The following is a 13,472-nucleotide window of genomic DNA, read 5'->3' as shown; positions in this document are numbered from 1 at the left end:
TTTTTTTAATTTTTAACTATTGCATCTCCATTTAACTGATCAAAATGTAAATGTACATTTCCGTTTCCTATTTTAAAATGCCTATTGGATGCTATCTTATATTTTGTTCCTTTTTTTCTACTCTCTTTTACTTTTTTAAACCTTGGTGTTGTTTTTTCTAAATCAAAGTTGGTGTAAAAACCTCCATTCATTGTTTTATAACTAATTGTTGCATCTAAATTATCTTTAAATTTTATATTAATATCTCCATTCAATGAACGATACCAACTCTCCTCTGTTGGGTTTTTACTATAAGTAATATTAATATCTTCATTTAAAGCATTAACATCGGTTTTCCCTGATACGTTTGTCATATCAATTGCTCCATTAATATTTTTTACTATTAATAATTTACCATGTACATTGGCTACTTTAATATTTCCATTATTTACTGCCTTTATATCAATGCTCGCATTTTTAGGCACTTTAATCTTATAGTTTAGCGTGTATTTATACATACGCTTCTTACGATGTTTATAATTCCTTCTATAATTAAAGCTAAATTCTCTATGATCAAAACTACCCGTTTTTAAATCGAAATTTGAATATGGTGAATCTAAATAAACATATAATGCATCATCTTTTTTGGCAGATTTCACACCTATTTCCTCTTTCCCTTTTGCTAATTCTTCTTTGGTATCTGCTGAAATAATCTTCGTAACTTCCAACTTAACGGTACGTCCGTTATACCCTTCTACATCTATTGATCCATACACATTATCTACTACTAGAATATTATCTGATGATACTCTAGAAAATTCTAATTCTTTGGTAATTGTTTCAGTACTTTTAAGCTTTTTGTCTTTTTGATATCGCTGTGCCGATATTGTTGTTATTCCACATAATACAATCCCTGCTATTATTGGTTTTAAAAATTTCATAAATACTTATTTTTGATGAATGACTTGGTTGATTTCAGTAAAAAGCATGCCTAGGATTTGCCATTTACATCAAATACATATTTAAATTATTTGTTGAATACTTTCTTTCATTTTTTCTTTTGCAGCTTCATTAACATCTTCTTCATCTATTAGTTTTTCAAATGATTTTACTGCTTTCTTTTCTTGTAACACAACCATTAAATCGGCTAATGCTATTTGTACTAATGGTGATTTTTGGTGTACTATAGAAGCAATCAAACCTTCTCTAACCATTGACAAATCTGTATAATTTGCTAATGCTTCCACTGCCGATAATCTTACATTTACATTTGCGTCTTTATTTAAAGTTGTAAACAATGCTTTAATAACGGTTTCAGTAGCCGAACTTAGTTTGTTTGCTTCATTTACTGCTTGTAATCTTTTATTGGCCGAAGGCTGTTCTAATAATGCTAATACTAATTGAGAACGTACATTTTCTGTTTCTTTCTGAGCATATTTTACTTCTTCAATCAAAGGCTTTTTTTCTGTATTTAACTCCTTTCCTATAAAAAAACCTACTGTTAAAATTGCCAAGGTGTAGGCCAATTGTTTAGGAAAACTATTTTCAAAAAGGCTAGTAATTTTGCTAAATACAGATACTTTTTTTGAAGCTTTTTCTGAGGCATTTAACATGGTATAAAACTTCACATCCATGGCTGTGCTTGGCTCTGGAATTTCTTCTTCACTTCCACTCCAAAAAACTTGCATTTGTTCAAACTCTTCTTGATGTTGTGGATTGTTCTTTAAATATTCCTCAAAAACTTTTCTATTCTCTATTGATAAATTATCTGAAATATAATCCATCATCATTTCTTGAAACTCTTTATAATTCATCATATTATCTTTTTTCTAAGGTTAGGTATATTTCTTTTAATTCAAACAATGCTCTATGAACTTTGGTTCTTGCTGCTCCTTCTGTACATCCAATAATTTCTCCTACCTCCTTATATTTTAATTCTTTAAACTTACTTAGTGTTAAAACTTCTCTTTTCTCTGATGATAATTGTTCCATAGCTCTTTTAAGAATTGTTTTCTTTTCTAAAACTTCCATTTTTTGCTGAAAATCATCCGAATGATTTAAGTTATATCCTACTTCATCAATATCTTGATGTTGGTGCTTTTTTTGCTTTCTGTAATAATCATAACCTTCATTTCGAGCTATTTGAAAAATCCAAGTGATAAATTTGCTTTCTTCTGTGTACGTATGCTTGTATTTTAAAACTCTTACAAACACATTTTGTACTAAATCTTCACTTAATCCGGCATCTTTATTCATATGATAGAAGTAACCAAACAATCGTTTCTTATACCGCTCGTACAATAACCCTAGCTTATGGTGCTCTCCGTTTTTTACTTTCAGCATTAATGCATTATCTGATAGTGTATTCAAGTTTTTGTGTATTAGTTGATTTTTATAAACAGATATACTGTTGTTTTTTAAAAACGTTACAAATTACTTCTTTTTATTTCATTAATTTTTTGCAACATCTTTTTAGCATTTCCTCTTGTTCCCCCCAAAGCAATAGCTTTTTCATAATTCTTTTTTGCCTTGTTATTTTCTTTATTTATGAAATAAGCCTCCGCTAGACTATCAAATGTATTAGCTGAATTAGAATATTCTTTCGTATTTAACTTGAAAACATAAATCGCTTTATTTATTTTCTTTTCCTTCATGAATTGATATCCTAAACTATTTAATACACTTTCATAATTAATAAAAGGATACTGCTTTTTAACTTTGCTAAAATCACTTAAGGCTAACTGTTCTTTTTTTAATAAAAAACTCTTTTTAAGCGATTTAAAAACTAATGGAGTTACATCTTTTAAATTTTCATCTATCAATCCAGCAATAGCATTAGTCACTCGTTCTATTGGATAAGGAATACTATAACCGTTAGTTAACCAAATTATGGACAAGTTTTTGCTTGGAATTCTTCTATAATTTACCAAGCCGCCTCCATTGAATCCGTAAGTTGAAAAACCATTCAAGCTTTGTAAATCCCAACCTCCTTCTGTAAAACCTTTGCCTTTTTTATATATAAAGGGTGCTAACATTTTCTTCTTACTACTAATCTTTAATAAACTTTCATCATTCAACTTTTTATCCCATTCAATAAACTTATTTAATGTTATGTGTAATCCAGCTGCTCCATACAAATACTCGGGAACTTTGAAATAAAAATTTTTAAGTTGTCCTTTCTTATTAGGCTTATATTCTGATATTCGATGTGGAATAATTTCTTGAATATTTGAAAATCTAGCTTCTTTATCATTGCTATCAAATTGGTCTTTTAAAATAAATTCCTTGAAATCTCTTTTAGAAATCTTTCTTATGATTCTATTTAACAACCAAAAGTTTGTTTGGTTATAATCCGCTTTATCTCCAGGTTTGAATCTTTTTTCTTTTTTATAAATAATTTCTGCAATAGCTTTTTCATCGCTATTACTTTCTAATTCAATTACATCTGGCAAACCTGATGAATGCGATAAAAGATGTTTAATTTTTATATGCTTCCAACTTTGTGGTAAGTCTTCTAAATATTTTGAAATCTTATCTTCTAAGGAGATTTTATTCTTCTCTATTAATTGAAATATACCTACTGAAACAAAAATTTTAGAGAGTGAATGCATTCTAAACAACGACTGTTCAGAAATAGGAATATTATATTCTAAATTAGACTTTCCTTGGTACTTTTTATAAATAACTTTCCCATCTTTAAGTATTGCAACTGCTGTTCCTGTAATTCCATACTTTTTAGTTACCTCATTTATATAATTATCTATGGCTATTTCTCTTTTTTGAGCTAAATGATTGCTTTGACTATAAACTGTGAATATTGCCAATAAGCAAAAGCTAAATATCAATGCTTGTTTTATTCTTTGAAATCGTAATTTAATCATAGTAAGATTTTTAATTGATTAAACAGATATACTTTCCTTTCATAAAAACGTTACAACAAAATAGCTCATTACAGTTTTTAAATTCCTGAGAAAATGTATTTTTGAATTTTACCAAAACAATCTGATGAAATTAAATCCATCTGTAGAACATCATACTATTATAGCCATAGTTTTAACTATTTGGGGCTTTCTGTTTAGCATTTTTGCTAGACCCTTTGAGCATGGTTATATGGATTTAAAAATATGGCTAAAAGTAAGTACAGGATTTAGTCTAGCCCTATTTATAAGTTATTTTATAATAAGCATTCTTCAAAAAAAACTATTTAGTAAAGAACAAAAATGGTCGTTATCTTATGAAGTTTACATGTACCTTATCATGTATACTTTGTATACTATAATTACATACACATTTTATAGAAGCCCCATAATTAAAGGGATTTACTACTTTCCCGACTTTTTTTTAAAAATAAGCATCAATATTATTCTAATTATTACGCCGATTATTATTATCGCAAGAAAGTATGTATTAAAGCTAATTCCTAAAGAGGGAACAAAGGAAATCGTTATTAAAGGAACTAATAAATTAGATTTTCTAAAAATTAAAGAATCAGAATTAGTTTGTGTTTCAAACTCTCAGAATTATGTAGAAATTTTTTATCTAGAAAATGAAGAATTAAAAACGAAATTAATTAGAAGTACATTGAAAAAAATTCAAACAGATTTTGACTTCTTAATTCAAATTCATCGTTCTCATTTAATCAATCCAACACACTTTAAATCTTGGAAAGACGCCAATGCTATTTTTGTAACACAAATAGAACTACCTGTTTCAAAAAGCTATAAAAACAATCTTTTGAGTCTATAAAATTCGTACCTAAAAAGTACATTTTCGTACCACATGCCTTTATTTTAACCAAAAAAAACAGGTTTTATACCTTATCTAATTTTTATAACTAAATACACATTTTTTGATTCTATTTTGGGAATATCAAAACTTAAAATTCAATCAAAATGAAGAGATTATTGTGGCTTATTTTTATATGCCTTTGTTTATTTATTGGTATTACAAGACCCTTAAAATATTTTTTAGCTGATGGTCCTATAGACTTACTAGCAATGAAACCTCAGGAAGTACTAAACAGTATAATTTATAAAATTTCATTTTTTGTTCATATCACTTTTGGAGGAATTGCTTTACTGATTGGATGGATACAATTTTCTGAAAAGATTAGAAAAAAATATATAAAGCTTCATAGAATAATTGGTAAAATTTATGTAGGCTCGATTTTCATTGCTGGACCTGTTGGATTTTATATTGGCTTTTTTGCCAGAGGTGGATTACCTACAGAAATAGGATTCACATTTGGTGCTCTTATATGGATAGTTGCAACCTACATGGGGTATAAAACTATAAGAAAAGGAAATATTGAAGCACATAAAGAATATATGACCTATAGCTATGCAGGAACATTTGCTGCTGTTACTTTACGATTCTGGTTACCATTGTTAATTTCAACAACTAGAAACTTTGACCTTGCTTATGGAATTTCCGTATGGTTAAGTTGGATACCTAATATTTTTGTTGCTTATTTGATTGTCCATAAAAAAGATACTGTGCTTTATTACTACAAAAAATATAAAATTGAAACCATTTTAAAAGGAAGCGCTGCAATTGCTGTTGTTATGGTAATATTATCATACACTAGTATCCAAACTTGGTTTTATAACAAACCTTCTTTTAAAGGAATTGCTTTAGAAAAGAAAACTATTGATCAAGACTCGTATTTTACTACAGAAAAATTTAATGAAATAGATAACTATTTAAAAAACGAATCTGAAACAACGAGTATGATGGTGCTCGAAAACGGTAAGATAGTATATGAATACGGAGATGTTTCTGAAATTAGTGATATTAAAGATTCTAGAAACGGTATTGTAAGCTTACTTTTTGGAAAATATGTAGAGAATAACACAATCAATTTACACGAAACCATTGGAACTAATAATGTTACTGAATATAACGGATTATTACCTATTGAAAAGCAAGCAAGTATTGAAAACTTACTTACCTCTTCATCGGGAGTTATATATCCTAAAAATCAACGATACTTTTATACTTTTCCCAGAGTTAGAAAAAGAGGTATGGTAAAACCTGGTGATTATTTTATGGTAAATAATTGGGATTACAATGTTGCTAGCTATATTCTTGAAAATAAATCTAAAAACCACTTTCACAGAGAAGTTGAAAACCAATTAGCAATTCCTCTAGGTTTTGAAGATTGGCATATCAAAAACCAAAATCAAACTAGAGACTTAAAAAAATCGATGTTTACATCTTATCAAGTTCATATTTCTACGCGTGATATGGCCAAAATAGGACAACTTTTACTTCAAAAAGGGAAATGGAATGAAAAACAAATTTTTTCTAAAAAATGGGTTACTAAAATTACATCAACATTTATTTCAAGAGATTCAGTAACGAGTAGAGTTCGGAGAGATATTTCAAGTCCAATGCAACAATCTTATGGATATTCTTGGTGGCTTTTTGAGCGTTTTTATGATAATCCAGATTTTGAAAATGCTTATACTTCATGGGATGAATCAGGGCAATTTATTACAGTTATACCTAAGAAGAATGTGGTAATAGCTCATAAAACGAAACTAGATTACCTAACACACACTAAACTTTCTGAGAGAACTAAAACCCCTTCTTGGCGTTATTGGTGGATTATAAGAAAACTTATGTTGAATAGAAAAATGATTGCTGAACTCTCTCCAGAAAAATCTGCTGATGAAATTATCGAATTTATAAAAAGCGTATATAATACAGACTCAAAATATGCAATTTCTGAACGTTTGATTAATGAATATGGACAATCATTAGCTGACAAAGGAAACTATTCTGATGCTATAAAGTTTTTTGAACTCAATTTAAAATTATATCCAAACCATGGATATTATACGCATCGAATTTATAATTACTATGGTAATAGTTTGGTAAAGTTAAATAAGAATGAAGAAGCTCTGAAAGCTTTTGAAGAATCATTGAAATTAAATTCAGATAATCCTGAAGCCAAAAAAATGATTGAACAATTAAAACCATAAAAAAAGCTTCCCAAATTGGGAAGCTTTTTATTTTATATAAAACCGAACTTTATTCTAAAGCTCCTAAATAACGCTCAGCATCTAAAGCCGCCATACATCCTGTACCTGCTGCTGTTACCGCTTGACGATATTCTTTATCTTGTACATCTCCTGCTGCAAATACTCCTGGTAAATTTGTTTTAGTCGATTTACCTTTCGTTATTAAATATCCTGTTTCGTCCATATCTAATACATCTTTAAATAATTCTGTATTAGGTTTATGTCCAATTGCAATGAATACTCCAGTTACTGGAATATCAACTTTATCACCAGTTTGGTTGTTTACTGCACGTACACCTTCAACAACATTATCTCCTAATACCTCATCAATTTCAGTATTATACATTACAGTAATGTTTTCTGTTTTATTTACACGGTGTTGCATTGCTTTAGAAGCACGCATATAATCTTTACGTACTAACATTGTAACTTTATTACATATGTTAGCTAAGTATGTAGCCTCTTCTGCAGCTGTATCTCCAGCTCCAACAACTACAACATCTTGTCCTTTATAAAAGAAACCATCACAAGTAGCGCAAGCAGAAACTCCACCACCAATTAAACGTTGCTCGCTTTCTAGTCCCAAATATTTTGCAGTAGCTCCAGTAGAGATAATAACTGTTTCTGCTTCTAAATCTGTTGAATCATCTACAGTTACTTTATGAATTCCTCCTTCTTCTTTAGAAAACTCCACTTTAGTAGCTAATCCAAAACGTACGTCAGTTCCAAAACGCTCTGCTTGATTTTTTAAATCATTCATCATTGCAGTACCATCAGTTCCATTTGGATATCCAGGAAAGTTATCAACTTCAGTAGTTGTAGTTAACTGTCCTCCCATTTGCATTCCTGTGTACATAACTGGTTTCATATCAGCTCTTGCTGCATATATTGCTGCAGTATATCCTGCTGGCCCAGACCCAATGATTAAACATTTTATTTTTTCTGCCATCTTCTAAAAAATTTTATGATTACAAAAGTAATTTTTTTTAAAATATATCAAGTTTTTTTAAAATATATTTTCGCTATTAGACGATAGATTACGCCTATCTTACAAAGATTTATTTTTTTTTACTTTTTTTGTTTGTAAACAAAGAATTTTTTATACATTTGCAACCCGATAATCATTCGGGGCGTAGCGTAGCCCGGTTATCGCGCCGCGTTTGGGACGCGGAGGTCGCAGGTTCGAATCCTGCCGCCCCGACCAAAAACCTTGTTAATCTTATGATTTTCAAGGTTTTTTTAGTTTTACTAACCAAGTATTTAAAATAGTATTAGAGGTTTCTATAACGATTAAGTATTTTTTATTTTTAAATGAAACTATATAATATCATAACAAAAGTGACCTATTCGGTTACCTTTTCGATTTAATCTATACAAGTATTAACTAATAATGGGAAAGTTATGATAATCTTAAACTCTTTTGGTATTCTATTTTGATTAAATATTTTACCCCAGTAATGTACAGTGCCATCATAAGGTAACCAGTTTTTTGTTGAATCTATTTGTTTTTGAAATAATTCCATCTTTTATTTTCTTAAAAAACAATCTAAAGTGTGGTCGTTAATCATTCCAATAGATTGCATATAGGAGTATACAATTATTGGTCCAACGAAACTCATTCCTTTCTTTTTTAATTCTTTAGAAATCTGTTCTGCTAAAGAAGACGTAACCGGTAATACTGTTGCATCTTTGTAATGATTAATTATGGGAGTATCATTTATTTTACTCCAAATATATTTACTAAAAGAACCAAATTCTTTTTGAATTTCAATAAACACTTTTGCATTTTTAATAGCAGAGTTTATTTTTAATTTATTGCGTATAATTCCTTTATCATTTACTAGTCTGTCAATATCTTTTTCAGAATATTTGGCTACTTTTTGAACATCAAAATTATCGAATGCTTTCCTGTAATTTTCTCTTCTTTTTAAAATAGTAATCCACGATAAACCTGCTTGAGCACCTTCCAAAATTAACATTTCGAATAAGGTTCTATCATCATATTTTGGAACTCCCCATTCGTTATCGTGATAATCTTGATAAACAAGATCGTTACTACACCATTTGCACCTTTTTAATTCTGTTGTGCTTTCCATAATTTATATTTATCAGTCATACAATGACCACAGGGTCTAAAATCATTTTCTTTAGCTTCTTTTTCGGTTTTAAAAAACATTCGGTTTTGAATTTTCATACGTTTGCCTGATTTACATTGAAGTGTACCGTATATTTTCAATCGTCTATTTCCTCCAAGAGTAATTTCTTCATTTTTAATTTTGAGAAACAGCTCTTTTTTATTGATGTCTGAGTGTTTAATCATACAGATGTTTTTGCAGCTTCCCAACCTAAAATAGCTTTCTTTCTGATTGGATTCCAACGATAACCGCCTGTTTTACCAGAAGATTGAATGACTCTATGACAAGGAATTAAATAAGCAATAGGATTACTTCCAATTGCTGTGCCTACCGCTCGTTGTGCATTTGGTTTGGCAATTTTTTTTGCAATTTCTCCATAGGTTGCTAATTTCCCTTTCGGAATAGTTAATAGAGCTTCCCAAACTTTTAATTGAAAATCTGTACCTTTTAGATGTAATTTTATTTCACTAAGTTCATCCCAATTATTTAAGAAAACCTTCAATATCTCCTGTTGAATTTTGTCTACCTTTTGTTCGTAATTTGCATTTGGAAAGTTGTTTATTAAAATTTGTAGAGCTTCTTCTTTATTATCCACAAAAGCAATATGACATATGCCTTTTTTAGTAGTGGCAACCAAAATATCACCAAACTGAGTTTCTGCATAACTATAGTTTATATTTAAAGTTTTCCCTCCGTTTTTATATTCTCCTGGTGTCATTCCTTCTATGTTTATAAATAAATCGTGTAAACGACTGGTACCTGAAAGCCCTGTTTCTAATGCAGTATCAAACAATGTATTTCCATCTTTTTTAAGCTTCTTTTTGGCATAATTTAAACTTAAATATTGAATATACTTTTTGGGTGAAACACCTACCCAATCTTTAAATAACCGTTGAAAATGATGAGGACTTAAATGTATATGTTCGGCAATATCATCTAAAGAAGGTTGTTTTTTAAAATGCTCATCTAAATATTCAATAGCTTCTGCTATTTTATTATAATGATATGTGTTTTTATTATCTGACATGGTTACTGTTGATATGCTTCTCGTTCTTTATTTAATTCTTCAATTAACTCATCAATTTCAGTTTTAGTTGTATTGTAATTCGTAATACAAGCTCTAAATGTTGGAATGTTTTTTATGGGATAAACCGATAACCAAGATTTTCCTCTAGCTAAGATATTATCTAAAATGGTTTTGGTGAAATTCAAATCCGATTCCAATTGTTCATCTGTAAAACATATTACTGGTAATTCGGTATTATTCTTAATAATCCAGTTGTTTTCTATCAGTTTTCTCCTTAGATACTCGCCTATATTAGCTTGATGATTGATTGTTTTTTCATAACCATTCCAACCATAAAATAATAAAGATAAATACACTTTTAACCCAATAAACCGTCTTGACCATTGAATAGAATGTGAGAAAGGTTCAATAATTTCCAATTCACTAGCTTCTTTAGGCATATATTCTGTTGTTATTCTAAATGTTTTATTGAGGATTTCTGAGGTAGAAGTCAAAAATATACTTGTCCCCATAGGTACAGACATCCATTTATGTGCATCAAAAGTTATAGAATCTGAAACAGAAATACCATTTAAGTTGTGTTTTAGTTTTGAACTTAAAACCGCAGCTCCACCATAGGCTGCATCAACGTGAAACCATATGTTATGTGTTTTGCAAATTTTAGATATACTTTCTAAATCATCAATTGTTCCCGTCCCAGTTGTTCCTGCTGTACCAATAACCATTAATGGACTATGTGTTGACGTATTAAGATTTATGATTTCATTCTCTAATAATTGAGTGTCGATTTTTAAATCTTTATTAGTAGGAATAGTTTTCACAAAATCATATCCTAATCCTACAATTTTTGCTGCCTTTTGTACAGAATGATGTGCTTCTTGAGAACAAAAAATAATTGGTTTTTTATCTAAACCAAACACACCATTTTTAGCAAAATCTGGATACTTATTGTTTAACGCACATAAAACAGCAGTTAAATTTGCTTCGGCTCCACCTGTAGTAAAAACACCATCAGCATTATTTTTATCGAACCCGAATTTTTCAATAAATTCTCTTATTACGTGTGCTTCTACTTCAACAGCAAAAGGAGCATGACTCCAAGCTGCTAATTGAGGATTATATGAAGCAGTTATAAAGTCTGCGATAATTCCAGCAAAATTCGCACGGGGATTGAATAAACCAAAATAGTTTGGATGTGGTGTATGAACCGAATAATTTTCAAGACCATTAATGATATGTTCTATAGCATTTTTTGGATTATTTCCTGAAACTAAATTTGGAGTTTCTACTAAATTCCGTATTTCTTGTACATTTAATTCAGGCGTAGTATTGTAATCTTTGGTGTTAGCGTAAAAATGCTCTACTTTATCTAAAACAGTATTTAATATTTCTTTTCGCTCTTTATAGTCAAAATCAAAATTCATTTTCTGTATCGTTTATTATTTTAACAAAACTCTGAAATCTTTAATCATTGAAAAACCCGTTTCTTGCGGTTTTACGGAAACATAATTTATAAAGAGATATTAACTTTTTAGATTAATATAGAGCTTAATTTTTATACTTATTTTAACTCATCAATTTTAAGATATGAGTAAATCATTTTGCCTAATTACTCTTAATTAATAATATAGTTATTTAAAGAATTTTAGCGTACGAAAGGAATTCTTTTTTGCTTCTTTTATATTTCTAAGCCACATGTTAGCAAACGATATATGACTGTATTAAACCCCATATAATCATTTTTATAACTATAAGGGAAAATTACATTATCCGATTTATTTTGAATAAGTAAAAAACACATTTCGGGGTCAGCCATTAAATCACCATTCAGTTTTCCGTAATGAGCAAAAGAATAGTTACCTATTCGGTTACCTTGAAAAACTAAGAAGTTATAAATAACTGATTTTAAACATTGTAAACATACAGATAGTAATCCTACCTCCTTTATCAAAAACCTTGTTAATTTTATGATTTTCAAGGTTTTTTTAGTTTTACTAACCAAGTATTTAAAATCGTATTAGAGGTTTCTAAAACGATTTTACCAAAACCATTTGGAATTCTTTTTATAGGAATCCTAACCTGTTCTTCTTCCAATGAAACTGATGTTATATATTCATATTTATCTATCTCTCCATATTTTGCTTTGTTATATGTACTAAAATATAATTTAGCCTCTCCTTTCTTAACTAGACTTTTCCATGTTATAAGAAAACTATCTTTTTCTTTTTTAGCTTTTAAATTAATTACATCTACTGGGTTTATCAACGATACTCCATCAAGCTCTCTTCTAGTATTAATGGGAATTTCTAAGTTCAAAAAATCTGCTATCGTAGGAAAAATATCTACTATAGCTGGTGTATAATTCTTAAAATAAAAGTTTGTCTTTTTAGTATTCATTACAATCCATGTACTTCTTTCCCTATCACTTTGCCATCCATGAGATTTGCCTTCTTTTTTATTTCTCCCATGATCGGTTGTTACAATTAATAACCACTCTTCATTATTCAATTGCTCTCGTTTTTTTATAGCATTCCATATCTTTCCTACTAACTTATCTTCAAAACTCACAGCAGCTTCAAATCGTTTACTATCACCATAACGATGTCCTATATCATCAGAAAACTCAAGATACACCCATGAAATATCTGGTCCTTTTTCTACAATTGTCTTTGCAGCATAATCAGCCACAGTATAGTCTATGAGTTTCATAAAGTTCCTTCTCTTATCATGTGGAAAATTTATAGTGTCATTTTCTAAACCGTCAAAAGCATAATCTACTTTTATAAAATTTGTAGCTTTTAAACCATCCCCAACTAACTTAGTTCTATTATCCAACCAAGAAGAAAACACTCCTATTGTTCCTTTTGGTCTTTTGTCTTTAAAAAGTTTAAAAATAGTTGGGTAATTATAATTAGGTAATTTAATGCTGTTTCCCCATACATTATGTTTATTAGCCCAAGTTCCTGTAAGAAGACTATTATAACCAACAGCTGAAATAGTAGGTGTTTCTGAATAAGTCCCTTTAGCTCCTCCAACATAAGCATCGGTATAACTCCCTTGTAAACTAATACTATCTAAATATGGGGTTTTTGACGATTTAAGTTGATCTGTTGAAATTCCATCAACAATAACAAATACCACTTTTTTAACAATAGAGTCTTTATATATTCTATTCGCATTAACTATTGAATGAAATAGAAAAAATACTAGTAACAAAACATCTCTTCTCATAATTAAAACTTTAACTGTTTTTATAATTTGTATTAAACAAATATTTTTTTGAGTGGAGATTTAGCTAGAATACTT

At 29.3% G+C, this 13,472-nt stretch carries 14 protein-coding genes and 1 tRNA gene; 3 read left to right on the top strand and 12 right to left on the bottom strand.

All coding sequences use genetic code 11. The features are described 5' to 3' along the window. Positions 1–5: 5 nt before the first annotated feature. The 4 genes from F7018_RS14685 to F7018_RS14670 form a co-directional block, all read right to left on the bottom strand. A complete protein-coding gene (locus tag F7018_RS14685) occupies positions 6–920 on the bottom strand; it encodes a DUF4097 family beta strand repeat-containing protein (protein ID WP_150900851.1) in 915 nt (304 codons plus the stop codon). Between the two features lie 81 nt (positions 921–1,001). Next, complete coding sequence (locus tag F7018_RS14680; RefSeq protein ID WP_150900850.1) at positions 1,002–1,796, bottom strand: HEAT repeat domain-containing protein; 795 nt, start codon at positions 1,794–1,796, stop codon at positions 1,002–1,004. A gap of 1 nt (position 1,797) precedes the next feature. Continuing rightward, on the bottom strand, positions 1,798–2,349 hold the full coding sequence (locus tag F7018_RS14675; RefSeq protein ID WP_217701387.1) for an RNA polymerase sigma factor: 552 nt from the start codon (positions 2,347–2,349) through the stop codon (positions 1,798–1,800). 56 nt (positions 2,350–2,405) lie between these two features. After that, positions 2,406–3,860 (bottom strand): serine hydrolase domain-containing protein, encoded by a 1,455-nt coding sequence (locus F7018_RS14670; RefSeq protein ID WP_150900849.1) that lies wholly within the window; start codon positions 3,858–3,860, stop codon positions 2,406–2,408. Between the two features lie 124 nt (positions 3,861–3,984). On the opposite strand from F7018_RS14670, the gene F7018_RS14665 reads away from it, so the two are divergent. Together F7018_RS14665 and F7018_RS14660 are read left to right on the top strand one after the other, a co-directional pair. Beyond that, positions 3,985–4,725 carry a LytTR family DNA-binding domain-containing protein gene (locus F7018_RS14665; RefSeq protein WP_246175205.1) on the top strand — a complete coding sequence of 247 codons (741 nt, stop codon included), beginning with the start codon at positions 3,985–3,987 and terminating at the stop codon, positions 4,723–4,725. Between the two features lie 146 nt (positions 4,726–4,871). Next, positions 4,872–6,965 carry a DUF2306 domain-containing protein gene (locus F7018_RS14660; RefSeq protein WP_150900847.1) on the top strand — a complete coding sequence of 698 codons (2,094 nt, stop codon included), beginning with the start codon at positions 4,872–4,874 and terminating at the stop codon, positions 6,963–6,965. Between the two features lie 49 nt (positions 6,966–7,014). Here the strand turns inward: F7018_RS14660 and trxB are convergent, their stop codons facing one another. Beyond that, entirely contained in the window at positions 7,015–7,953 is a 939-nt protein-coding gene (trxB, locus tag F7018_RS14655; protein ID WP_150900846.1) for a thioredoxin-disulfide reductase, read from the bottom strand. Between the two features lie 177 nt (positions 7,954–8,130). Here trxB and F7018_RS14650 point away from each other — a divergent pair. Beyond that, positions 8,131–8,208 (top strand) — tRNA-Pro (locus F7018_RS14650). 160 nt (positions 8,209–8,368) lie between these two features. On the opposite strand, the gene F7018_RS18550 is transcribed toward F7018_RS14650, so the two are convergent. From F7018_RS18550 to F7018_RS14615, 7 genes are all read right to left on the bottom strand, one after another. Beyond that, positions 8,369–8,527, bottom strand: a complete 159-nt coding sequence (locus F7018_RS18550; RefSeq protein ID WP_175578747.1) for a hypothetical protein — start codon at positions 8,525–8,527, stop codon at positions 8,369–8,371. A gap of 3 nt (positions 8,528–8,530) precedes the next feature. Beyond that, on the bottom strand, positions 8,531–9,100 hold the full coding sequence (locus tag F7018_RS14640) for a DNA-3-methyladenine glycosylase I (RefSeq protein WP_150900845.1): 570 nt from the start codon (positions 9,098–9,100) through the stop codon (positions 8,531–8,533). After that, complete coding sequence (locus tag F7018_RS14635) at positions 9,079–9,324, bottom strand: Ada metal-binding domain-containing protein (RefSeq protein ID WP_150900844.1); 246 nt, start codon at positions 9,322–9,324, stop codon at positions 9,079–9,081. Before F7018_RS14635 ends, F7018_RS14640 begins: the two co-directional genes overlap by 22 nt. Further along, complete coding sequence (locus tag F7018_RS14630; RefSeq protein ID WP_150900843.1) at positions 9,321–10,166, bottom strand: methylated-DNA--[protein]-cysteine S-methyltransferase; 846 nt, start codon at positions 10,164–10,166, stop codon at positions 9,321–9,323. Before F7018_RS14630 ends, F7018_RS14635 begins: the two co-directional genes overlap by 4 nt. A 2-nt stretch (positions 10,167–10,168) precedes the next feature. Further along, on the bottom strand, positions 10,169–11,590 hold the full coding sequence (locus F7018_RS14625; RefSeq protein WP_150900842.1) for a pyridoxal phosphate-dependent decarboxylase family protein: 1,422 nt from the start codon (positions 11,588–11,590) through the stop codon (positions 10,169–10,171). A gap of 254 nt (positions 11,591–11,844) precedes the next feature. Continuing rightward, complete coding sequence (locus F7018_RS14620) at positions 11,845–12,144, bottom strand: DUF6908 domain-containing protein (protein WP_150900841.1); 300 nt, start codon at positions 12,142–12,144, stop codon at positions 11,845–11,847. Next, positions 12,141–13,397 carry an alkaline phosphatase family protein gene (locus F7018_RS14615; protein ID WP_150900840.1) on the bottom strand — a complete coding sequence of 419 codons (1,257 nt, stop codon included), beginning with the start codon at positions 13,395–13,397 and terminating at the stop codon, positions 12,141–12,143. The genes F7018_RS14620 and F7018_RS14615 overlap by 4 nt, the downstream gene beginning before the upstream one ends. Positions 13,398–13,472: the final 75 nt, after the last annotated feature.

The sequence above is a fragment of the Tenacibaculum aiptasiae genome, from assembly GCF_008806755.1.
Lineage (GTDB): Bacteria > Bacteroidota > Bacteroidia > Flavobacteriales > Flavobacteriaceae > Polaribacter > Polaribacter aiptasiae.
This window is presented reverse-complemented; position numbering and strand designations above follow the sequence as displayed.